At 67.3% G+C, this 22,869-nt stretch carries 15 protein-coding genes; 13 read left to right on the plus strand and 2 right to left on the minus strand.

Annotation, left to right across the window (positions count from 1 at the left end):
- Positions 1–68: 68 nt before the first annotated feature.
- Together ACSQ25_RS08065 and ACSQ25_RS08070 are read left to right on the plus strand one after the other, a co-directional pair.
- A complete protein-coding gene (locus ACSQ25_RS08065; protein WP_436105181.1) occupies positions 69–572 on the plus strand; it encodes a GAF domain-containing protein in 504 nt (167 codons plus the stop codon).
- The gene (locus tag ACSQ25_RS08070; RefSeq protein WP_436105182.1) at positions 559–987 is read left to right on the plus strand and encodes a response regulator; all 429 of its coding nucleotides are present in this window, start codon (positions 559–561) and stop codon (positions 985–987) included. Before ACSQ25_RS08065 ends, ACSQ25_RS08070 begins: the two co-directional genes overlap by 14 nt.
- Before the next feature lie 12 nt (positions 988–999).
- Here the strand turns inward: ACSQ25_RS08070 and ACSQ25_RS08075 are convergent, their stop codons facing one another.
- Positions 1,000–1,212 (minus strand): DUF3820 family protein, encoded by a 213-nt coding sequence (locus ACSQ25_RS08075; RefSeq protein ID WP_436105183.1) that lies wholly within the window; start codon positions 1,210–1,212, stop codon positions 1,000–1,002.
- 74 nt (positions 1,213–1,286) lie between these two features.
- Here ACSQ25_RS08075 and ACSQ25_RS08080 point away from each other — a divergent pair, with 74 nt between their 5' ends.
- Positions 1,287–1,706, plus strand: coding sequence for a DUF1810 domain-containing protein (locus ACSQ25_RS08080; RefSeq protein WP_436105184.1), 420 nt, complete (start codon positions 1,287–1,289; stop codon positions 1,704–1,706).
- Between the two features lie 177 nt (positions 1,707–1,883).
- Entirely contained in the window at positions 1,884–3,482 is a 1,599-nt protein-coding gene (locus ACSQ25_RS08085; RefSeq protein WP_436105185.1) for a PKD domain-containing protein, read from the plus strand.
- Here ACSQ25_RS08085 and ACSQ25_RS08090 read toward each other — a convergent pair.
- Positions 3,479–5,422 (minus strand): hybrid sensor histidine kinase/response regulator, encoded by a 1,944-nt coding sequence (locus ACSQ25_RS08090; protein WP_436105186.1) that lies wholly within the window; start codon positions 5,420–5,422, stop codon positions 3,479–3,481. The two genes, ACSQ25_RS08085 and ACSQ25_RS08090, sit on opposite strands and share 4 nt — an antisense overlap.
- 152 nt (positions 5,423–5,574) lie before the next feature.
- Here ACSQ25_RS08090 and ACSQ25_RS08095 point away from each other — a divergent pair, with 152 nt between their 5' ends.
- The 9 genes from ACSQ25_RS08095 to ACSQ25_RS08135 all read left to right on the plus strand — a co-directional run bounded on the left by ACSQ25_RS08095 (position 5,575) and on the right by ACSQ25_RS08135 (position 22,723).
- Entirely contained in the window at positions 5,575–7,005 is a 1,431-nt protein-coding gene (locus tag ACSQ25_RS08095; protein ID WP_436105187.1) for an NYN domain-containing protein, read from the plus strand.
- A gap of 128 nt (positions 7,006–7,133) precedes the next feature.
- Positions 7,134–7,562, plus strand: a complete 429-nt coding sequence (locus ACSQ25_RS08100) for a hypothetical protein (RefSeq protein ID WP_436105188.1) — start codon at positions 7,134–7,136, stop codon at positions 7,560–7,562.
- Positions 7,563–7,679: 117 nt separating this feature from the next.
- Positions 7,680–9,158, plus strand: coding sequence for a sodium:solute symporter (locus tag ACSQ25_RS08105; protein WP_436105189.1), 1,479 nt, complete (start codon positions 7,680–7,682; stop codon positions 9,156–9,158).
- Positions 9,159–9,191: 33 nt separating this feature from the next.
- Positions 9,192–11,048, plus strand: a complete 1,857-nt coding sequence (gene sppA, locus ACSQ25_RS08110; RefSeq protein WP_436105190.1) for a signal peptide peptidase SppA — start codon at positions 9,192–9,194, stop codon at positions 11,046–11,048.
- Positions 11,049–11,301: 253 nt separating this feature from the next.
- Positions 11,302–12,651 carry an efflux RND transporter periplasmic adaptor subunit gene (locus ACSQ25_RS08115; protein ID WP_436105191.1) on the plus strand — a complete coding sequence of 450 codons (1,350 nt, stop codon included), beginning with the start codon at positions 11,302–11,304 and terminating at the stop codon, positions 12,649–12,651.
- Positions 12,652–12,781: 130 nt separating this feature from the next.
- Positions 12,782–15,880 (plus strand): efflux RND transporter permease subunit, encoded by a 3,099-nt coding sequence (locus ACSQ25_RS08120; RefSeq protein ID WP_436105192.1) that lies wholly within the window; start codon positions 12,782–12,784, stop codon positions 15,878–15,880.
- Positions 15,877–19,095, plus strand: a complete 3,219-nt coding sequence (locus ACSQ25_RS08125; RefSeq protein ID WP_436105193.1) for an efflux RND transporter permease subunit — start codon at positions 15,877–15,879, stop codon at positions 19,093–19,095. Before ACSQ25_RS08120 ends, ACSQ25_RS08125 begins: the two co-directional genes overlap by 4 nt.
- An 8-nt stretch (positions 19,096–19,103) precedes the next feature.
- On the plus strand, positions 19,104–20,498 hold the full coding sequence (locus tag ACSQ25_RS08130; RefSeq protein ID WP_436105194.1) for an efflux transporter outer membrane subunit: 1,395 nt from the start codon (positions 19,104–19,106) through the stop codon (positions 20,496–20,498).
- An 86-nt stretch (positions 20,499–20,584) separates the two neighbouring features.
- Entirely contained in the window at positions 20,585–22,723 is a 2,139-nt protein-coding gene (locus tag ACSQ25_RS08135) for a S46 family peptidase (protein WP_436105195.1), read from the plus strand.
- The last annotated feature ends 146 nt before the right edge of the window (positions 22,724–22,869 follow it).

The following is a 22,869-nucleotide window of genomic DNA, read 5'->3' on the forward strand; positions in this document are numbered from 1 at the left end:
TTTTGGTCGGGATGGCGATGGGCTAGAATGGGCCTTTCGGCAAACACCCGTGCGCATCCACGCCCTCCATGATCAAGCCCCCTCTACCCGCCAACGAGAAGGAGCGCCTCGCGCTGCTCCATGAGCTGCTGCTGCTCGACACGCCGCCCGAGCGCCGGCTGGACCGGATCGTCGACTTCGCCTCCACCGAATTCGCCGTCCCTATCTGCCTGATCAGCCTGGTCGACTCCGACCGCCAGTGGTTCAAGGCGCGTGTCGGCCTGGACGCCTGCGAGACGCCGCGCGACGTTTCCTTCTGCGGGCATGCGCTGGCCAGCGACGCGATCCTGATGGTGCCGGACGCCTCCCTCGATCCACGTTTCCACGACAATCCGCTGGTCACCGGTCCGCCGCACATCCGCTTCTATGCCGGCGCCCCGCTGCTGTGCGGGGACGGGCTGGCGATCGGCACCCTGTGCCTGATCGATACCCGTCCGCGCACGCTCGATCCGGTCGAGCAGGCCATCCTGGAGAGCTTGCGCGACCTGGCGGTCATCGAGCTCAGCACGAAGCGGCCCGATGACGATGACTGATGCTTCTTTCCAGCTCTTGCTGGTCGAGCCTGTGAATTTGCTGCGGCGGACCGTGGCCCTGACCGTGCGCAGCCTCGGCACGGCGGAGGTGACGGAAGCCGCCGCCTACCCGACGGCGCAGCAGTTCTGCGCGCTGCGCCGCTTCGACGGGGCGGTGATCGCGGTCGAGTCGCTCGTAGCCCTCGAGTCCAGCGCGGGATTGGCCCTGATCCAGCAGATTCGCCTGGGGCAGGGCCGCTGCGCGCCCTCGATCCCGATCGCGGTGCTGGTCGAATCCTGCAACGCCGAATTGCTGCAGGTACTGCGCGCCTGCGGCATCAGCCGTATCCTGATCAAGCCTTTCCGGGTACGCGACGTGGTCGATACGATCGACGGCATGCGCGAGCGTGCACGCGGCGCGCCTGGCCCATCCTGACGCAGCGCCGCTTCAGCCTGTCCGCAGCGGATCCAGCAGGGTGCGCAAGTTGTTATGGTCGAGTTCGTACATCAGGGCCAGCAACTGGCCCAGTTCGCCATGGGGAAAACCTTCGCGGGCGAACCAGCCGAGGTAGTGGCCGGGCAAGTCGGCGATCTTGCGGCCTTTATATTTCCCGTACGGCATGTCGCGTACGAGCAGCAGGGAGAGGTGGTGGGTGTCCATTGGCGCGTCCTATGGAACGCACTTTAGCAAACAATCTCAAAGTTGTAACATCGATGCGATCAGGAGGGGCCAACATGGACAGTGAATTCGACCTGGAGCGTTTCGTCCGGGCGCAGGACCCGGTGTATTCCACGGTGCTCGCCGAACTGCGCGCAGGCCACAAGCGCAGCCACTGGATGTGGTTCATCTTTCCCCAGATCGCCGGGCTCGGCCGCAGCGAGATGGCGCAGCGCTACGCGCTCGCTTCCAGCGACGAAGCGGCAGCCTACCTGGCCCACCCCGTGCTCGGAGCGCGCCTGCGCGAATGCGCGCGCATCGTGGCGGCGCTCGCCAGCGATTCTGCCGAAGAGGTCTTCGGCCATCCCGACGACCTCAAGTTCCGTTCATCGATGACCCTGTTCGCCGACGTCGCCCCCGACGAGGCGGTGTTCCAGGCCTGCATCGACAAGTACTTCGACGGCGCGCCGGACGACGCTACGCTGGCGCGGCTTTGAATCCGGGCATCGCCTTCCAGCAAGGTATGTTCGGCGCGCAAGCCCTTTTGCCACCTGCCTCCGTTCGCGTCGCTGTGGTCGGCGCGCGCGTTTGCGCCAGTTCGTCCTGCCTGCCGTGCGGGCGACCTACATTGGTCCTGTTCATGCGGGCGCATGGGCACACTAGCGGAGGCAAACATGCAGACTTTTTCGATCGGGCGGATTTCCACGGCAACAGCCCTGCTGGCATTGGCGACGGCGGCAGCCGCCGGGACCAGTGCCACGCCGGAGGCACCTGAGCAGCACAAGGCCGGCAGCCCTGCCGGCAAGGATGTCTATGGCATCGTCAACCTCGGAGGAGGGGACTTCGGCTTCATCGCCGACATCAATGCGCGGGGCCAGGCCGCGTTCGAGTACTTCGGCATCGATGGCCTGCTGCACGTGGGCTACTTCGACGGTACGCGCACGATCGAGCTGTCGCCGCCGAACAGCGGTGCAGATCTTCTCGGCGACCTGAACGACAAAGGCGAAGTCGCCTTCGCCGCCAGCCTGGTCGAACCCGCGGGAAGCACCCCGTTCCGGCCCTTCCGCTGGTCGGCCTCGCGCGGCCTGGTGCCGCTGGCGAGCCTGAGCAGCGACGGCCCGACCTTCATCTCCGCCATCAACAACCGCTCGGAAATTGTCGGAAGGTCCGCCCTGGCGAACGAGAACGGCGCCTACCGGGCCGTGCGCTGGACGGCGACCAACCGCCTGATTCCGCTGGCTGCTCCCGCTGGTATCGGGCAGAGCTTCGCCAGCGACATCAACGACAACAACGTCACGGTCGGCTTCGGAGACCTGGCGAGCGGGGTAGGGAACGTGCTGGTCTGGGATGCCGCCGGCCGTCCAACGAACCTGGGCTCCTTCGGCAGCAGCTACGCCTTCGCTTCGTACACCAACAACCGCGGTGATATTGCAGGGATGCTCGACACACTGGGCCCGGCCATCAGCGCCTTCCTGTGGAGTCCGGGAAAAGGCGTGGCACGCGTCGGCACGCGTACCATCACGCACGGGCTCAACGAGATCGGCCAAGTGGTCGGCCGCAACTACAGCGCCAGCGGCGATATACCACGTGCCTTCCTGTTCTCCCGCGCGCGCGGGCTAATCGACCTTCACCCGCGCGGACTGGTCGCGTCCGAGGCCAACGACGTCAACGACAGCGGCGCGGTCGTCGGCCTGGGGCAGCGTACCCTGGGCCTGAACATCGCGTATCGCTGGACGCGCAGCGGCGGTGCCGTCGACCTGAATACGCGCCTGCACAACCCGCCGTCCGGCCTGGTGCTGACGTCCGGGCTCGCCATCTCGAACAATGGTGACATCCTCGCCAATTCCAACGTCGGGGTGGTGCTGCTGCGTCCAAACGGCGGAACCGATGCGCCGGTGCTGGGACCGATCCAGCATGCCCAGCCACGCCTGAACCAGCCGCTCGACCTGACGCTGTCCTTCCGCGACCGTAATCCGGGCGACACCCATACCGCGACGGTCGACTGGGGCGACGGCAGCGGCCCGCAATCGGTGGCACTGCGCGAATACCGCGGCAAGGGTGAGGTGCGTGCCAGCCACACCTACACGTCCGAGGGCGACTTCAACATCGTCGTGCGCGTGCGCGACTCGACCGGCAAGGCCACGCAGCTGTTCGAGCGCATCACGATCCGCGAACTCGGTACGCCGACCCTGAGCGGCCAGCCAGCGGGCGTAGCAAAAGCCCGCGCGCAGGCGGCCAGCCTGCGCCCCGAGACGATGGGCCTGCTGCGTTAGGGAAGTGCTTCTTTGGTGAGCTGAGCCGCTGTGGCCAGGATCGCATGCAGTCGCGCCATGTCGACCGGCTTGACCAGGTGATGGTCGAAGCCGGCCGCCATGATCTGCTGGCGGTCGCTTTCCTGGCCGTAGCCGGTGACGGCCACCAGGACGGCGCCGGCCGTGCCTGGCTCGGCGCGCAGGCGGCGCGCCAGTTCCTTGCCGTCCATCTCGGGCAGGCCGATGTCGAGCAGGCAGACCTGCGGCGCCGTCCGGCCCGCGCGCGCGAGGGCGGCGTGGGCGTCATGCTCGACCTGGGCCTGGTGTCCGGCAGCCTCCAGCACCATCGCCAGGGTGACGGCGGCATCGACGTTGTCGTCCACCACCAGCACGCGCAGGGGGGAGGTGCCTGCGCTCGGATGCGTGGCGCGCTCATCCGCTGCCGGCGCCGGGTCGGCAGGGAGGGCGGCCTGGCAGGGCAGGCAGACCGAGAAGCTGCTGCCCTGGCCCAGTCCCGGGCTGGTACAGGCAACCGAGCCGCCATGCAGTTCGACCAGGCTCTTGACCAGCGCCAGTCCCAGCCCGAGGCCGCCCATGGAACGGTCGGCGCTGCGTTCGGCCTGGGCAAACAGCTCGAACACCCGGCCGGTCAGCTCGGGCGCCATGCCGATGCCGTTGTCGCTGACCTCGATGCAGGCCTGTCCGCCGGCGGCATGGGAACGCAGGGCCAGGCGCCCGCCTTCCGGGGTGTACTTGGCGGCGTTGTTGAGGAGGTTGGCCACCACCTGCACCAGCCGCTTCTTGTCGCCCATGACCATGACCGGCCCGGGTGGCGGCGCCAGCGTCAGCGCGTGACGGCGCGCCTCCACCTGCGGCATGACCTGTTCCACCGCGTCCTGCAGCACCGTGCGCAGGTCGACCGGCACGCGCTCCAGCTCCGCCAGCCCGCGGGTGACGCGTGACACGTCCAACAGGTCGTCGATCAGGGCCGTCATGTGGCCGACCTGGCGCGCGATGATCTCGCTGGTCCGGCGCACCAGCGCTTCGTCCGGTTTCATGCGTTGCAGCAGGGCGGCCGCGGCGCTGATCGGTGCGATCGGATTGCGCAGTTCGTGCGCCAGCATCGCCAGGAACTCGTCCTTGCGGCGGTCCGATTCGCGCAGCTTCTCTTCGGCCACCTTGCGTTCGGTGATGTCGCTGGCGGCCCCGATCCACTCGACTACCCGGCCTTCCGCATTGCGCATCGGTACCGCGCGCGACAGGGTCCAGCCGACGCTGCCGTCGATGCGGCGCACCCGGTGTTCCAGTTCAAAGACGCTGCCGTCGTGGATCGCCTCGAGCACGGCCGCATGCACGCGCCCCTGCTCGTCGTCCGGGATGTAGTCCTTGAGCCAGAACGACTGGGGCTGCCCGGTGTCCTTCAGGAAGCCGCGGCCGTCCAGCTCGCGCAATTCGCTCCAGTCGGCGTTCATCCGGTACACGACCTGGCCGGCCGTCGTCAGTGCCCGGAAGCGGCTCTCGCTGTCGCGCAGGGCACGCTCGGAGCGGATCTGCTCGGTGACGTCCTTGGTCGTGTGGGCGATGCAGGCCAGGGCGCCGTCCGGGCCGAACACCGGCGCGCTGTGGGCGCTCCAGAACCTTTCCTCGAAGCTGATGGCGCCATCGGGACCCGTGACCGGAATCGGGTAGCGCTGCACCGGCAGGGTGTCCGGCCGGCCGGTCTCGCGCACCCGCGCCAGCGAGGCCCGCAACTCCATCTCGTTGGTGCGCGCCGGGTCGTCCGGGTCCGAGGGGAAGGCCACGAACAGGCTGACGCCCACCAGGTCCTCGCGCCGGCGCGACGATGCGTTCAGGAAGGCGTCGTTCACGGCGAGGATGACGGCCTCCGGTGTCGGGGACAGCAGATACTTGCCGATCGGCGAACTGTTGAAGGCCGACTCGAAGACGGATGGCGGGAGCATGGGTCAAACCTGTCGGGCCGTTGAGAATAGACAATTATAAAAGCGAATCATCGCCATGACACAATCAGGCCAGGCGTGCGTGCGGCGCCACGTGGCGGCGGGTTGCGTATAATCGCGGTCAGTTTGTCCTTTTATTATCTGAAAGCAATAACATGGCTTCCTCCGACAACATCAGCATGGCGGTGTTCTGCGACTTCGAAAACGTCGCGCTCGGCGTCCGCGACGCCAACTACGAAAAATTCGACATCAAGCCGGTGCTGGAGCGCCTGCTGCTCAAGGGTAGCATCGTGGTCAAGAAAGCCTATTGCGACTGGGACCGCTACAAGACCTTCAAGGCGCCGATGCACGAAGCGAACTTCGAGCTGATCGAAATCCCGCACGTGCGCCAGTCCGGCAAGAACTCGGCCGACATCCGCCTCGTGGTCGATGCCCTCGACCTGTGCTACACCAAGTCGCACGTCGACACCTTCGTCATCATTTCGGGCGATTCGGATTTCTCGCCGCTGGTGTCGAAGCTGCGCGAGAACGCCAAGCGCGTGATCGGCGTGGGCGTCAAGCAGTCGACCTCGGACCTGCTGGTGGCCAACTGCGACGAATTCATCTTCTACGACGACCTGGTGCGTGAAAAGAACCGCGCCGCCGCCAAGCGCAAGGAAGAACTCGACGCCCGCCGCGGCCAGCCCGCGGCACGCCGCCCGAGCGACGACAAGCGCAAGGAAGAACTGGAAGCGCGCAAGGTGCAGGCCCTCGAGATGGTGGTCGAGACCTTCGATGCGCTGGTGTCCGAGCGCGGCGACACCGGCAAGATCTGGGCCTCGCTGCTGAAGGACACCCTGAAGCGCCGCCGTCCGGACTTCTCGGAGACCTATTACGGCTTCCGCACCTTCGGCAACCTGCTGGAAGAAGCGCAGACCCGCGGCCTGTTCGAATTCGGCCGCGACGAAAAATCCGGTACCTATGTGTACCGCAGCGCCGGTGCGCCGGTGTCGATGCCGGCGCCGGAGCTGGTCGTGGTGCCGGAAGCCATGGAGAACGAGGAAGGCGCAGCCGTGGAGGAAGGCGCGGAAGCGTCGGTCCAGGAAGCCAAGCCGGAGCGCAGCCGCCGCGGTCGTGGCGGACGCCGCGGCGGAGCGCGTGAGGCAGCGCCGTCCGTGCCCGAGCTGACCGCGCCGGACGCAGATCTGGGCGCCCCGGCCGTCACCGAGGAACCGGCAGCCGTGCCTGCCGCTGAAGTCCCGGTAGAAGCGCCGGCGGAGGAAGTCGCTGTGGAGCCGACCCCGGCCCCGGTCAAGGAACGCCGCCGCGCGCCGCGCAAGACGGCTTCCAAGAAGGCGGCGGACGCTGCCCAAGCAGTTGCCGACGCCGAAGCTGCCGCACTGCCCGCACCGACCGTGGCGCTCGACAGCGCCGCCGATGCACCGGCCGCTGAGGTAGAGAACCTGCCCGCAGCGGAAGAGGAAGAGGGCGCCGAGGCCAAGGCGCGCAAGAAGGCCGCCCGTCCGGCCCACAAGGCGCCGGCCCGCAAACCGGCCGCCCGCGGCCGCCGTCCAGCCAAGCCGAAGACGCCGCCAGAGAACAGCTGAGATTCGCGCTTGAGTAGGAAGCGGCGCGTGCGACGTGCGCGCGCCGCCCCTGCAATAATGGCATCGTCCGCCTGCGCGGGCCTGCCGCGGTATCCGCCCGGCTGTCGCGACGTGCGAAGGAGCCTGCCATGCGTGTGCCAGCCGCAGTGTTCACCGGGGCCTTGCTGATCTCCAGCTTCACCGGTGCGCAGGCCGCGCCGCCGGCCGCCCACCCCATCCTCGGCATCTGGAAACTGAGCCTGCCCGACCTCGGCTGCTCCGAAACCTACCGCTTCCGCGCCGACGGCACCACCCTGGTCACCAGCGCAGAAGAGGTGTCGGAAAGCGAATACCGCATTCCCGCCAAGCCCAGCGCCAAGGGCTTCTACCGGCTGGAAGACCGCATCGTCAAGGACAACGGCAAGAAGGACTGCGCGGGCGCCATCATCAAGCCCGGTACCACCGTCACCAATTTCATCCGCTTCCATCCGTCGGGAGCCCTGTTCCTGATGTGCGCGGACGAGACCATGAACACCTGCATCGGACCCTTCGAACGGGTGCAGGGCGAGGAAGCCTAGCAAGACCCCAGCGCGCCGCGCATAACCGGCGGGCATGGGCGGCCCAGTTTGCTGCATTCCTTGTCGCAACGCTTAGGTGTATATTGCTGGGCGAAACGACAACCGCACTGGAATTCCATGTCCCCGGCACTACTCTTCGCTATCCTCATCGGCTATTTTCTCCTCTTGCTCGGCGTCGCCTGGGTCACCTCCCGCAACGCCGACAACGACAGCTTCTTTATCGGTAACAAGAGCAGCAACTGGATGCTGGTCGCCTTCGGCATGGTCGGCACCACGCTGTCCGGCGCGACCTTCATCAGCGTGCCGGGCGCGGTCGGGGCGGACGCCTTCGGCTATGCCCAGATCCTGATCGGCTACGTGTTCGGCTACATCGCCGTGGCCTACATCCTGCTGCCGCTGTATTACCGCCTGCAGCTGACCTCGATCTACCACTACCTCGACGTGCGCCTCGGGCGCCGTTCCTACCAGAGCGGGGCGGGCTTCTTCATCATCTCGCGCCTGCTCGGTGCCACCGCGCGGCTCTACCTGGTGGTCAACATCCTGCAGGCGATCATCCTCGACAGCCTGGGCGTGCCGTTCTGGATGACGACCCTGGTCATCCTCGGCATGATCCTGATGTACACCTACCAGGGCGGCGTCAAGACCATCGTCTGGACCGACACCCTGCAGACCACCTGCATGCTGTTCGGCCTGTTCGCCTGCGTCTGGTTCCTGCTGAGCGAACTCGGCATGTCGATCCCGGACAGCCTGAACGCGATGCAGTCGCAGGGCCTGTCACGCATCTTCACCACCGACTTCGACAGCCCCAATTTCTTCCTCAAGCAGATCGTGGCCGGCGCCTTCATCGTGCTGACCATGACCGGCATGGACCAGGAGATGATGCAGAAGACCATTTCCGTCAAGACGCTCAAGGATTCGCAGAAGAACCTGCTGACCCTGACCGCCGTGCTGGTGGTGGTCTTGATGAGCTTCCTGTTCCTGGGCGGCCTGCTCTACCTGTATGCACCGGTTGCCGGCGTGACCGCCACCGGCGACAAGATCTTCCCGGCCGTGGTCATGGGCCACCTGCCGGCCACGGTGCAGATCATCTTCCTGATCGCCCTGATCTCGGCGCTGTTCCCGAGCGCGGATGGCGCCATCACGGCGCTGACCTCCTCGTTCTGCATCGACATCCTCGGCATCAAGCGCCGCACCGACCTGACGGAAGCGGCCAAGGAGCGCCTGCGCCGCCGCGTGCACCTTGGCTTCGCCGGGCTGTTCCTGTTCCTGGTGATGGGCTTCAAGCTGGCCGACAACCCGAGCATGATCGTGGTCATCCTCAAGCTGGCGGCCTATACCTACGGTCCGCTGCTGGGCCTGTTCGCCTTCGGCATGCTGACCCGCCGCAGCCTGACCGATCACCTGGTGCCGTACGTTACGATCGGCGCACCGATTCTTTGCGCTCTCCTTGAGTACAATCAGGAACACCTGCTCGGTTCCTACCGCCTTGGGCTGGAATTGCTGATGGTAAATGGCATACTCGTATTTGCCGGCCTGTTCGCGATCTCCCACAAGGAAAAGGCCGGGACGGCCGCGCTCACCGCATCAGCGGGATGAGCGCCCACCATATTGATTGAAGACGGAGTTCCGATGGCTTTCAAACCCCTGAGCGCGCTGCGCCGCGGATTCGGCATGCTGTGGCGTGCGGTCGACGTGTCGCGCCGCACTTTCATGAACCTGCTGTTCCTGCTGTTCGTGATCATCGTCGTGATGATCATGAGCTCGGGCGGGGTCAAGCCGATCGGCGAGAAGACCGCGCTGGTGCTGGAGCTGAAGGGCGACCTGGTCGAACAGTACCAGTCGAGCTTCCAGGACACCGTGCTGGATTCGATCGGCGGCGACAGCAAGCGCAGCGTGCGCCTGCGCGACCTGCTGACCGTGCTGGATGCGGCGGCCAAGGACAAGAACCTCGGCACCGTGGTGCTGCTGCTGGACCAGATGGACGGCGGCGGTCTGGCCCAGCTGCGCGAGATCGGCGCCGCGATCGGGCGCGTCAAGGCTGCCGGCAAGAAGGTGGTGGCCTGGGGCGGCATGTATGACCAGAAGCGCTACCTGGTCGCCTCGCACGCCGACGAAGTCTACGTGCATCCGATGGGCATGGTGCTGATCGAAGGCTTCGGCGCACGCCGCAACTACTACCGCGACGCCCTCGACAAGCTGGGCGTGACCGTCAACCTGATCAAGGTCGGCACCTACAAGAGCTTCGCCGAACCGTATATCGCCAACGGCCCCTCGGAAGCGGCCCAGGAAGCCGACAGCTTCCTGTACAACGCCCTGTGGCAGGACTACACGGCCCAGGTCGAGAAGAACCGCAAGCTCCCGGGCGGCACCATCGCCAAGTGGATCGAGACCCTGCCACAGCAGATGGAAGCGGCGGGCGGCAGCGCGGCCAGGGTCGCACAGCAGGCGAAGCTGGTCGATGGCATCAGGACCCAGGACGAACTGCGCGCCATGCTGGTCAAGCGCGGCGTCTATGACGAACGCATCAAGTCCTTCCGCCAGGTCGGCTTCCACGACTATCTGGGGCGCCACCAGCCCAGGGCCTTCGGCGACGCGGTCGGCGTAATCGTCGCTTCGGGCAACATCACCGAAGGCAGCAGCGGCCCGGGCGTGGTCGGCGGCATCACCACCGCCAACCTGATCCGCCAGGCGCGCCAGGACGAGCAGATCAAGGCCATCGTGCTGCGCATCGACTCGCCCGGCGGCAGCGCCTATGGTTCGGAACTGATCCGGCGCGAGCTGGAACTGACACGCGCCGCCGGCAAGCCGGTGGTGGTGTCGATGGGCAGCGTCGCAGCTTCGGGCGGCTACTGGGTCTCGATGGCGGCCGATGAAGTAATCGCCGACCCGGCCACCATCACCGGCTCGATCGGCGTGTTCACCATCCTGCCGACCGCCGAGAAGGTGAGCGACAAGCTGGGCATCCATACCGGCGGCGTCACCACCACCTGGCTGGCCGACGCCTACAATCCGCTGCGGCCGATCGACCCGCGCTTCTCGCAGCTGATCCAGAGCAGCATCAACCACGTGTACAGCGAGTTCACCGCCAAGGCCGCCGCGGCGCGCAAGACCACCGCCGCCAAGATCGACGAAGTCGGGCAGGGCCGCGTGTGGACCGGCGCCCAGGCCAAGGAACGCGGCCTGGTCGACCGCCTGGGCGGCTACCGCGATGCCCTGGCCTCCGCCGCCAAACGCGCCGAGCTGGGCGAGGACTACCGCGTGGCCTATGTCGAGCGCCCGGTCAGCCGCATCGAGCGCTTCCTGAACATGATGGGCGCCTCGACCGCCCAGGCCGTCAACATCCAGGTGAAGCTTGGCCTGATGGAAGAAGCCTTGCCGGCCGGTCCGGTGGCCCAGGTAGCGCAGGACATGGCCTGGCTGAAGGACGTGGCCGATGGGCGCAAACCGTTTGCCGCCGTCACGCACTGCCTGTGCGGCACGCCATGAAGAGATTTGTAGCCAGTTTGTAACTGCTTGCCAGGTCAAAAAGACGGGTGCGGAAGCGATTCCTCACCCGTTTTCCGTTTACGGGGCGGATTTCGCCGCCAACGGTGTAAATCGGCGTTAAGACCGTCCCGGCCATGTAACAAGGTGGGGCGCGCAATGTACGTTACGAAACATAAAGTCCTGCCAGGGGGTGCTAAGCTTTTCGGCATATCGTTAGCTGAACAACACTCTGGCCACAATAACAAGGTTGAGCATGGATCCGAACGCGTCCCAGAAACCCGCCCTCACGAGCCCTCCGCCACCATCTCCCGAGGCGCGGCGCCGCAAGCGCCGGATCGGCGCCCTCATCGCGGTGCTCGCGATGATCGGCCTGGCCGCGCTGGCCTGGTACCTGACCCATCGGCCGGCGGGCGGCGCAGCAGGCGGGCCGCCGGGCGCGGCGGGTGCGCGCGGCCAGGGCGGGGCCGGTGCCGGCGGGCCTGGCGGAGGCGGAGGCCGTGGTGGACGCGGTGGACCGGCAACGACGGTCGGCGTCGCGACCGCCGAGCAGGCCGACATTCCGGTCAACATCGACGCCCTCGGCACCGTGGTGCCGGCGGCGACCGCCACCGTGCGGCCACAGGTCTCGGGCGTGGTCCAGAAGATCCTGTTCACCGAAGGCCAGCAGGTCAAGCAGGGACAGGTGCTGGCGACCATCGATCCGCGCCCCTTCGAGATGGCGCTGCTGCAGGCGCGCGGCCAGCGCCAGCGCGACGAGGCCCAGCTGGAAAGCGCGCGCCTGACCCTGTCGCGCTACCGCACCCTGCTGGAACAGGATTCGATCGCGCGCCAGGAAGTCGACACGCAAGCCGCGCTGGTCAAGCAGCTGGAAGGCACGGTCATGACCGACCGCGCCTCCGAGGGCGTGGCCCGGCTCAATGTCGGCTATACCCAGGTGAAGGCGCCGATCGCCGGCCGCGTTGGCCTGCGCACGGTGGACATCGGTAACCTGATCGGCAGCGGCGATGCCAACGGCGTCGCCGTGATCACCCAGCTGTCGCCGATCGACGTCGAATTCACCCTGCCGCAAGACCAGGTGCCGGCGCTGCAGGGACGCATCGCGCAAGGAGCGAAGCTGCCTGCCACGGCGCTCGACCGTACCCGCACCGACGCGCTGGCCACGGGCAGCTTCATCGCGCTCGACAACCAGGTCGACGTGCAGACCGGCACGGTGCGCGCCAAGGCGCGCTTCGCCAACACGGACAACAAGCTGTTCCCGAGCCAGTTCGTCAACCTGCGCCTGGTGCTGAACACCATCGAGGACGCCGTGGTGGTGCCGGTGACGGCGCTGCGCCATGGCGCCAAGGGCGACTTCGTGTACGTGCTGAATGCGCAGCAGAAGACGGTGTCGCAGCGCGCGGTGACGCGCGGGCAGGCGACCGTGGACAAGGTGCAGATCACGTCGGGCCTCAAGGTGGGCGAGCAGGTGATCACGGAAGGTGCGGACCGGCTGCGCGATGGCGCGAAGGTGACCTTGCCAGGAGACCGGCCGCAGGGTGCGCGCGCAGGTGGACAGCAAGGGCAGGGCGAGGGGCGCCGTCAGCGTCAGGGAGCGCAACAATGATCAGCGTGCGTTGGACGCGTGGGCGGGGAACCCGCCCACCCTACGGTCATCGCGGTATCGTAGGGTGGGCGGGTCTCCCGCCCACGCGTTCAAATCACCTCTGCACTGATGCGCCGCTTGGGAACAAAGCATGAGCCCATCAGCCCCATTCATCCGCCGCCCGGTCGCCACCGCGCTGCTGATGCTGGCGATCGTGCTGGCCGGCCTGGTCGGCTACCGCTTCCTGCCGCTGTCGGCGCTGCCCCAGGTGGACTTCCCGACCATCCAGGTGCAGACCCTGTATCCGGGCGCCAGCCCGGAAGTCATGGCGCGCACGGTCACGGCGCCGCTGGAGCGCCAGTTCGGCCAGATGTCGGGCCTGACGCGCATGAGTTCCACCAGCGCGGCCGGGGTCTCGGTGATCACGCTGCAGTTCGGCCTAGGCCAGACCCTCGACGTCGCCGAGCAGGAAGTGCAGGCGGCGATCAACGCGGGCGGCTCGCTGCTGCCCGGCGACCTGCCGGCGCCGCCGGTCTACGCCAAGGTCAACCCGGCCGACGCGCCGGTGCTGACCCTGGCGATTACCTCCGATTCGCTGCCGCTCACCGAAGTCCAGAACCTGGTCAACACGCGCCTGGCCCTGAAGATCAGCCAGGTCTCGGGCGTGGGCCTGGTGACCCTGTCCGGCGGCCAGCGCCCGGCGGTGCGCATCCAGGCCGACACCGAGGCGCTGGCTTCCTATGGCCTGGGGCTGGACAGCCTGCGCAGCGCCATCACGGCGGCCAATGCCAATAGCGCCAAGGGCAATTTCGACGGCCCGACCCGCTCGTATGCGATCAACGCCAACGACCAGCTGCTGGCGGTCGAGGACTACAAGAACCTGATCGTCGCGTATCGCAACGGCGCCCCGGTGCGCCTGCAGAACGTGGCGCGCGTGGTCGACAGCGCCGAGAACGTGCGCATCGGCGCCTGGGCCAACCTGAAGCCGGCCATCATCCTCAACGTACAGCGCCAGCCGGGCGCCAACGTGATCGCCACCGTGGACGGCATCATGGAGCGCCTGCCCGAGCTGCAGGCCGGATTGCCGGCCGCGGTGCGCATGGACGTGTTGAGCGACCGTACCGCCGGCATCCGCGCCTCGGTCCACCACGTGCAGATGGAACTGCTGCTGGCCGTGGTGCTGGTGGTGCTGGTGATCTTCGCCTTCCTGCACAGCCTGCGCGCCACCGTGATCGCCAGCCTGGCGGTGCCGATCTCCCTGGTCGGGACCTTCGGCATCATGTACCTGATGGGCTACAGCCTGAACAACCTGTCGCTGATGGCGCTGACGATCGCCACCGGCTTCGTGGTGGACGATGCGATCGTCATGATCGAGAATATCGCGCGCCACATCGAAGAGGGCGAAAAGCCGATGGCGGCCGCGCTCAAGGGCGCGAGCCAGATCGGCTTCACCATCATTTCGCTGACCGTGTCCCTGATCGCCGTCCTGATTCCGCTGCTGTTCATGGGCGACGTGGTCGGACGCCTGTTCCGCGAATTCGCGGTGACCCTCGCCGTGACGATCCTGATCTCGATGGTGGTGTCGCTGACCCTGGTGCCGATGATGTCGGCGCGCTGGCTCAAGAGCCACGAAGAGGAACGCCCGGGCCGCTTCGCCCGGAAGTCCCAGGCCTTCTTCGATCGCGTGATCCAGCGCTACGACGTGGCGCTGGGCTGGGTGCTGGCGCGCCAGGGCCTGACCCTGCTGGTGGCGCTTGCCACCCTGGTGCTGACCGCGCTGCTGTGGGTGGTCATTCCGAAAGGCCTGTTCCCGACCCAGGACACCGGCCAGCTGCAGGCACGCCTGCAGGCGCGCCAGTCGATTTCCTATGCCGAGATGGCCAGGCTGCAGCAGCTTGCCGCCGCCGAAGTGCTGAAGGACCCGGCGGTGGCTTCGCTCAGCTCCTACGTGGGCGTGGATGCGGCCAACAACACCATGCTCAATGCCGGCACCATGCTGATCAACCTGAAGCGGGAAGACCGCGAGGACCAGGATGAGGTCATGGCGCGCCTGCGCAACCGCGTCGCCGGCGTGGCTGGCGTCACCATGTACCTGCAGCCGACCCAGGACCTGACCATCGACGCCGAGAGCGGCCCGACCCAGTACCGCCTGTCGATCGAGGGCGCCGACAGCGCCACCGTGAACGAGTGGGCACGCAAGCTGGTGGCGCAGATGGCCACCATGAAGGAATTACGCAACCCGACCACCGATGCCGGCGCCGTCGGCGCCGCCGCCTACATCGACATCGACCGCGACACTGCCTCGCGCCTGTCGATCACGGCCGCCTCGATCGACGATGCGCTCTACAGCGCCTACGGCCAGCGCATCGTCTCGACCATCTTCACCGAGACCAACCAGTACCGCGTGATCCTCGAAGCCCAACAGGACGAGGCGATGTCGCTGGCGAACTTGAGCCGCCTGCAGCTGCGCACCGGTTCCGGCCAGCCGACCCCGCTGTCGGCGGTGGCGACCATCCGCGAGGCCGAGGCGCCGCTGCAGATCACCCACGTGGCCCAGTACCCGGCGGCGACGGTCGGCTTCGACACTGCCCCCGGCGTCTCGCTCGGCACGGCGGTGGATGCGATCCGCGCGGCGGCCGAGGAGATCAAGATGCCGAACGCGGTGAGCATGCGCTTCCTCGGCGCCTCAGGCGCCTACCAGGCTTCGCTGTCGAACCAGCTGTGGCTGATTTTGGCCGCGGTGGTCTGCGTCTACATCGTGCTGGGTGTGCTGTACGAGAGCTACGTGCACCCGCTCACCATCCTGTCGACGCTGCCCTCGGCCGGCGTCGGTGCGCTGCTGGCGCTGTGGGTCACGGGGCAGGGACTGGGGGTGATCGGGATCATCGGCATCATCCTGCTGATCGGCATCGTCAAGAAGAACGCGATCATGATGATCGACTTCGCCATCGAGGCCGAGCGCGACGAGGGCAAGGCCCCGCTCGACGCGATCCGCCAGGCCGCATTGCTGCGCTTCCGCCCGATCCTGATGACCACCCTGGCGGCGCTGTTCGCCGCCGTCCCGCTGATGCTGGGCTGGGGCGAGGGCGCCGAGCTGCGCCGCCCGCTGGGCCTGGCCATCTTCGGCGGCCTGATCGTCAGCCAGTTGCTGACCCTGTTCACCACGCCGGTGATCTACCTGGCCTTCGACCGCCTGGCACGTAGAAGGACCGGGAAGGCGCCGAACAAACCGAAAGAGGTCGGCGCATGAATTTGTCGCGGCCCTTCGTCGAGCGTCCGATCGCGACCGTCCTGCTGACGATCGGGCTGGCGCTGGCCGGCATCGCCGCCTTCTTCGTGTTGCCGGTGTCGCCGCTGCCCCAGGTCGATTACCCGACCATCTCGGTGTCGGCCTCGCTGCCCGGCGCCAGCCCGGAAACCATGGCCTCGAGCGTGGCCACGCCGCTGGAGCGGCGCCTGGGCGTGATCGCCGGCGTCAACGAGATGACCTCGAACAGCGGCAACGGCTCGACCCGGGTCAGCCTGCAGTTCGACCTGAACCGCAAGATCGATTCGGCCGCGCGCGAGGTGCAGGCCGCGATCAACGCCGCGCGCGCCGACCTGCCGGCCACGCTGCGCAGCAACCCGACCTACCGCAAGGCCAATCCCTCGGATGCGCCGGTGATCATCCTGGCGCTCACCTCCAAGACCCGTTCGCCGGGCCAGATCTACGAATCCGTCTCGAATCTCGTGCAGCAGCGCCTGGCGCAGGTGAAGGGCGTGGGCGAGGTCGAGATCGGCGGCGGTTCGCTGCCGGCGGTGCGCGTCGAGCTGCTGCCGTATGCGCTGAACAAGGTCGGCTTGTCCAGCGAAGACGTGCGCGCCGCGATCCAGGCCACCAATGCCAACCGTCCGAAGGGGGCGATCGAGGGCGGCGGCAACCGTTTCCAGATCTATTCGCAGCCGGCCGGCGGCCAGGGCGGACGCACCGCAGCCGAGTACCGCGACCTGGTCGTGGCCTGGCGCGACGGCGCCGCGGTGCGCCTGCGCGACGTGGCCGAGGTCATCGACGGCGTCGAGAACGTGAATACCCTCGGCCTGTTCAACGGCCAGCCGGCGGTGATCGTGCTGGTCACGCGCCAGCCCGACGCCAACGTCATCGAGACCGTCGATGGCGTGCGCGCGCTGCTGCCGACGCTGCAGGCCCAGCTGCCGGGTGACGTCACCCTGCAGGTGGCCTCGGACCGCACCAATTCGATCCGCTCCTCGCTGCACGAGATCGAATTCACGCTGGTGCTGTCGATCCTGCTGGTGGTGCTGGTGGTCAGCGTCTTCCTGCGCAGCGTGCGCGCCACCATCATTCCGGCGGTGGCCACCGTCGTGTCGCTGCTGGGCACCTTCGGCGTCATGTACTTGCTGGGCTTCAGCCTGAACAACCTGTCGCTGATGGCGCTCACGGTCGCCACCGGCTTCGTGGTCGACGACGCCATCGTGGTGCTGGAGAATACGGCGCGCCACCTCGAGACCGGCATGGACCGCATGAAGGCGGCGCTGCTGGGCGCGCGCGAAGTCGGATTTACTGTCCTGTCGATCTCGCTGTCGCTGGTGGCGGTGTTCATCCCCCTGCTGTTCATGGGCGGGCAGGTCGGACGGCTGTTCCGCGAATTCGCCGTCACCCTGTCGGCGGCGGTGCTGATTTCGCTGGTGATCTCGCTGACCACCACGCCGATGATGTGCGCCTGGCTGCTGCGCAAAGAGAATAAAGAGCGCAAGCCCGGGCGCCTGGCGCGCTGGTCCGAGCGGGGCTTCGGCAAGGTGCTGCGCGGCTACGAGCACTCACTCGACTGGGCGCTCGACAGCAAGCTGCTGGTGATGATCATCCTCGGCTTCGTGGTCGTCCTCAACGTCTATCTGTTCGCGGCGGCCCCGAAGGGCTTCTTCCCGCGCCAGGATACCGGCCAGCTCAACGGCGGCATCCGTGCCGACCAGAGCATCTCCTTCCAGGCCATGCAGGGCAAGCTGCGCCAGTTGGTGGGCATCATCAAGCGCGACCCGGCCGTCGATACGGTGGTGGCCTTCACCGGAGGCGGACGGGCTGGCGGCGGCTTCATGTTCCTCAACCTGAAGCCGATCGACGAGCGCGCCGAAGGCGACACCGGCGAGGCGGTGATCGCCCGCCTGCGTCCCAAGCTGGCGCGCGTGACCGGCGTGTCGATCTTCCTGAACCCGGTGCAGGACCTGCGCATGGGCGGACGCTCCAGCAACTCGACCTACCAGTACACCCTCAAGAGCGACAATGCAGCCGACCTGAAGCAGTGGGCCACGCGCCTGGCCGAGTCGATGAAGCGCCAGTCGGCCCTGGTGGACGTCGACACCGACCAGGCCGAGAACGGCGTCGAGACCTTCGTCACGGTCGACAAGGACACGGCGGCGCGCCTGGGCATCAGCACCCGCGACATCAACAATGCCCTGTACAACAACTTCGGCCAGCGCCAGGTAGCGAATATCTACGATGAGCTGAACCAGTACCGCGTCATCATGGGTGTGGCCCAGCGCTATGCCCAATCGCCGGAAGCCCTGCGCGACGTGTATGTCCCGGCACGCGGCACTGGAACCGCCACGGGGGCGGCCTCCACAACGTCGAACCTGACCGCCGCGCGCGACCCGGCCAGCGGTTCGGCCCTGTCGTCCGGTGCCACCACCATGGTGCCGCTGATGGCGATCGCCAGCTTTGCCGAGAGCTCGACCCCGACCTCGGTCAACCACCAGGACGGTGAACTGGCGACGACGGTCTCGTTCAACCTGGCCGAGGGCTTCAAGCTCGAGGACGGCCAGGCCGCCGTGAAGCAGGCCGAAGCCGACATCGCGATGCCGGCCAATGTGCGCGGCAGCTTCCAGGGTACCGCGCGCGCCGCCCAGGAGTCGAGCAAGGAGCAGCCGATGCTGATCCTGGCCGCCATCGTCGTCATCTACATCGTGCTCGGCATCCTGTACGAAAGCCTGGTGCACCCGGTGACGGTGCTGTCCACCTTGCCCTCGGCCGGCGTCGGCGCGGTGCTGGCGCTGCTGCTGTTCAAGATGGAGTTCTCGATCATCGCGCTGATCGGGGTCTTCCTCCTGATCGGCATCGTGAAGAAGAACGCGATCCTGATCATCGACTTCGCGCTGGAAGCCGAGCGTGCGCGCGGGCTCACCGCGACCCAGGCGGTGCGCGAAGCCTGCATCCTGCGCTTCCGCCCGATCCTGATGACGACCCTGGCCGCCGCCCTGGGCGCGCTGCCGCTGGCGATCGGCTTCGGCGAAGGCTCGGAGCTGCGCCGGCCGCTCGGCATCGCCATCATCGGCGGCCTGGTCGCCAGCCAGCTCCTGACCCTGCTCACGACCCCGGTGGTCTACGTCCTGCTCGACAAGCTGCGCACGAAAAAGGCGGACGAGCACGAGCTGACCCGCCACTTCGATGCCGACCAACCGGTCCCTGCAAAATAATGACGCCCATGCGAAAACACACCATCTTCCGCGTCCACGTGATCGCCTTTGCCGCCAGCCTCGCCGCCGGCTGCGCGGTCGGTCCCGCCTACCAGCGTCCGACGACGCCCGAGCCGGTGGCTTTCAAGGAAGCCCAGGGCTGGGTGCCGGCAGCGCCCGCGGATGCGCTCGAGCGCGGACCCTGGTGGCAGCTGTTCGAGGATCCGGTATTGAACGAACTGGCTGCCGGCGTCGAGGTCTCGAACCAGAACGTGGCCGTGGCGGTGGCCAACTACGCCCAGGCGCGCGCCCTGGTCCAGCAACAGCGCGCCGCGCTGTTCCCGAGCCTGAACCTCAACCTGGGCGCCGAGCGCGCCGGCGTGCGCGGGCAGGGCGCCGATAATTCCTACCGCCTGAACCTCGGCGGCAGCTGGGAGCCGGACGTGTGGGGCCGGCTGCGCGCCGGCGTCACCAGCGCCCGGGCCGGTGCCGAGGCCTCGGCGGCCGACCTGGCCAGCGCGCGCCTGTCGGCCCAGGGCGAGCTGGCGGCTAACTACTTCGCCGTGCGCGCCCTCGACGCCCAGCGCACGCTGCTGGCCCGCACCATCACCGGCTACGAGCGCGAGCTGCAGATCACCCAGAACCGCTTCAAGGTCGGCATCGTCGCCCGTACCGACGTGCTGCAGGCCGAGACCCAGCTGGCCAATGCCCGCGGCGACGAACTGTCGCTGGTGCGCCAGCGCGCCCAGTTCGAGCATGCCATCGCGGTCCTGGTCGGCAAGGCGCCCAGCGAGTTTGCGCTGGCGCCGCTGCCGGAGTGGCGCGTGACGGTGCCGGCGGTGCCCGTCGGCGTGCCGTCCCTGCTGCTGCAGCGCCGTCCCGACATCGCCGCCGCCGAGCGCGACGTGGCGGCCGCCAACGCGGAAATCGGCATCGCGCGCTCCGCCTACTTCCCGAACATCGGCCTGAGCGCTTCGCTGGGGACGGGCGGCAGCCGGGTCTCGGACCTTTTTTCGGCCTCGAGCGCGGCCTGGTCCTTCGGCCTGTCGGCGGCCCAGGCGATCTTCAATGCCGGCGCCACCCGCGCCGGCGTGGCCGGGGCCGAGGCGCGCCACCAGGCGGCGGTGGCGCGCTACCGCCAGACGGTGCTCAGCGCCTTCGCCGACGTCGAAGACCAGCTGACCGCGGTGCGCGTGCTCGAGCAGCAGCAGGCGCTGCGCCGGGTGGCCTCCGAAGCCGCCGACAAGGTCGAGCAGCAGATCATGAACCGCTACCGCGCGGGGCAGGTGAGCTATTCGGAAGTGGTGCAGGCGCAGGCGACGGCGCTGAATGCGCGCCGTTCGCTGGTGCAGGTGCAGGCCGACCGCCAGGCCGCGGCGGTGGCCCTGATCCAGGCGCTGGGCGGGGGCTGGCGGGCAGGGTAAGCCCGTCAATACGCCAAAAAACGACCGCATGCATATATAAGAAAGCTATACTCCGGGCTGCATTTTCATTCACCCGGGGTTTTACTTTGTTCAAATCGTTTGTCCTGCCCGTTGCCCTGATGGGCGCCGCGGGCTTCGCGCTCGCCGATGAAGGCCAATGGCAACCGCACCAGCTGCCGCAACTCAAATCCGAACTGAAACGCATCGGCATCACCATGCCGGCCGAGAAGCTGGCCGACCTGGCCAAGCATCCGATGAGCGCCATCGTCTCGTTGGGCGGCTGCTCGGCCTCCTTCGTGTCGCCGGAAGGCCTGGTGGTCACCAACCACCACTGCGCCTACGGTGCGATCCAGCGTAATTCGACCCCGGAAAAGAACTACATCGTCAACGGCTTCCTGGCCAGGACCCGCGCCGAGGAACTGCCGGGCGGCCCGAACACCCTGGTCTACGTGACCGAGAAGGTCGAGAACGTCACCGCGCGGGTGCTCAAGGGCCTGGGGGCGAACCTGTCGGGCCGCGAACGCCACGAGCTGGTGGAGTCGCGCATCAAGGCGCTGGTCGCCGAATGCGAGACCGACAAATCGGTCCGCTGCTCGGTGCCGGCCTTCCACCGCGGCCTCGAGTACTACCGCATCAAGCAGCTGATGATCCGCGACGTGCGCCTGGTGTACGCGCCGTCCGACCGCATCGGCAACTTCGGCGGCGACATCGACAACTACGAATGGCCGCGCCAGACCGGCGACTACGCCTTCCTGCGCGCCTACGTCGGCCCGGACGGCCGCCCGGCCGACCCGTCGCCGAACAACCTGCCCTACAAGTCGAAGGACTTCCTGGTGGTCTCCGCCGAAGGCCTGAAGAACGGCGATCCGATCCTGCTGGCCGGCTACCCGGGCCGCACCAGCCGCTACAAGCTGCCGAGCGAGATCCGCTACGCGCGCGACGTCGACTTCCCGGCCAAGGTGGCGAGCATCACCGCCGACCTGTCGGTGATCTCGGCCGCCACCATGGGCAACCCGGCCTGGGACGTGCGCTATGCGAGCGTGGCCAAGGGCCTGAACAACGTGCTCAAGAAAACCCAGGGCCTGCTGGACGGCTTCGCGCGCAAGGACATCGCCGCGATCAAGGACGTGCAGGATGCCCAGTTCCGCGCCTGGCACAAGCAGAACGGCAACGGCGCCAGGAACCTGCTGGGCGAGCTGGATGGCGTGATCGCGCAGGACATGGCGGCCTCGCGCCAGGAAGGCGCCTGGCTTGAAGCCACCCACAGCGACCTGCTCAAGAGCGCGCGCACCCTGTACCGCCTGGCGCTGGAGCGCCAGAAGCCGGATGCCCAGCGTGAAGCCGGCTACCAGGAGCGCGACCTGTCCTTCATCAAGGCGCGCCTGACCCGCCTCGAGCAGTCCTTCGTGCCCCAGGTCGACGAAGCCCGCTGGGGCGCGGCGCTGCTGCGTTATGGCCGCATCGACGCGAAACTGCGCCCGCAGGGACTGGACGCGCTGCTGCCGGCACCGAATGCGCTGAACGCGATGTACAAGTCGACCGAACTGGCGGACACCGGCAAGCGCCTGGCCTGGATCGGCAAGGATCCGGAGGCCTTCCGTAAATCCGGTGACCCGTTCATCCAGCTGGCAGTGCGCCTGCACGACACCGGCATGGCCCTGGAGAATCGCCGCAACGAGATCGACGGCAACCTGGAACGCGTGATCCCGCAGTACATGGCGGCCGTCATCGCCTGGAAGAAGTCGCAGGGCAAGCCGGTCTACCCGGACGCCAACTCGACGCTGCGCGTCACCTACGGCACCGTGGCGCCGTACGCGCCGCGCGACGGCCTGGTCAAGGGTCCGTTCACGACGGTCGAGGGCATCGTCGAGAAGGCGACCAACAAGGATCCCTTCATCGTGCCGGCTGCTCTGAGTGCTGCGATCAAGGGCAAGCGCTACGGCGTGTTCGAGGATGCGGCGCTGGGCACCGTGCCGGTGAACTTCCTGTCGAGCGCCGACACCACCGGCGGCAACTCGGGGTCGGCCGTGATGAACCGGCGCGGCGAACTGGTGGGCCTGAACTTCGATTCGACCTATGAATCGATCACCAAGGACTGGTACTTCGACAGCGGGATCACGCGCGCGATCCACGTCGACATCCGCTACATGCTGTGGGTGATGAAGGAGGTCGACCGTGCCAATAATCTTCTGAAGGAAATGACGATCAGGTATCCGAAAAAGTAAAACGGAACGACCCCTGAAAAACGCGGCCAGAGCGATCTGGCCGCGTTTTTTTACGCCTATCGCTCACGCGCCTGAGTTTTTCCGAAAGCCCTGCCGAGACAATTGACCCGTCGCGTCTTTACATTCAATACTAAAAATGCAATTAC

The sequence above is a fragment of the Massilia sp. LjRoot122 genome, from assembly GCF_964252725.1.
Taxonomy (GTDB): Bacteria; Pseudomonadota; Gammaproteobacteria; order Burkholderiales; family Burkholderiaceae_D; genus Telluria.

Excerpts from the sequence above, each read along its gene's own strand:
- ACSQ25_RS08115 (WP_436105191.1), top strand. The coding sequence starts at position 11,302 with ATGGATCCGAACGCGTCCCAGAAACCCGCCCTCACGAGCCCTCCGCCA.
- ACSQ25_RS08130 (WP_436105194.1), top strand. The coding sequence starts at position 19,104 with ATGCGAAAACACACCATCTTCCGCGTCCACGTGATCGCCTTTGCCGCC.
- ACSQ25_RS08080 (WP_436105184.1), top strand. The coding sequence starts at position 1,287 with ATGGACAGTGAATTCGACCTGGAGCGTTTCGTCCGGGCGCAGGACCCG.
- ACSQ25_RS08125 (WP_436105193.1), top strand. The coding sequence starts at position 15,877 with ATGAATTTGTCGCGGCCCTTCGTCGAGCGTCCGATCGCGACCGTCCTG.
- ACSQ25_RS08090 (WP_436105186.1), bottom strand. The coding sequence starts at position 5,422 with ATGCTCCCGCCATCCGTCTTCGAGTCGGCCTTCAACAGTTCGCCGATC.
- ACSQ25_RS08120 (WP_436105192.1), top strand. The coding sequence starts at position 12,782 with ATGAGCCCATCAGCCCCATTCATCCGCCGCCCGGTCGCCACCGCGCTG.
- ACSQ25_RS08075 (WP_436105183.1), bottom strand. The coding sequence starts at position 1,212 with ATGGACACCCACCACCTCTCCCTGCTGCTCGTACGCGACATGCCGTAC.
- ACSQ25_RS08070 (WP_436105182.1), top strand. The coding sequence starts at position 559 with ATGACGATGACTGATGCTTCTTTCCAGCTCTTGCTGGTCGAGCCTGTG.
- ACSQ25_RS08065 (WP_436105181.1), top strand. The coding sequence starts at position 69 with ATGATCAAGCCCCCTCTACCCGCCAACGAGAAGGAGCGCCTCGCGCTG.
- ACSQ25_RS08095 (WP_436105187.1), top strand. The coding sequence starts at position 5,575 with ATGGCTTCCTCCGACAACATCAGCATGGCGGTGTTCTGCGACTTCGAA.
- ACSQ25_RS08105 (WP_436105189.1), top strand. The coding sequence starts at position 7,680 with ATGTCCCCGGCACTACTCTTCGCTATCCTCATCGGCTATTTTCTCCTC.
- ACSQ25_RS08085 (WP_436105185.1), top strand. The coding sequence starts at position 1,884 with ATGCAGACTTTTTCGATCGGGCGGATTTCCACGGCAACAGCCCTGCTG.
- ACSQ25_RS08100 (WP_436105188.1), top strand. The coding sequence starts at position 7,134 with ATGCGTGTGCCAGCCGCAGTGTTCACCGGGGCCTTGCTGATCTCCAGC.
- sppA (WP_436105190.1), top strand. The coding sequence starts at position 9,192 with ATGGCTTTCAAACCCCTGAGCGCGCTGCGCCGCGGATTCGGCATGCTG.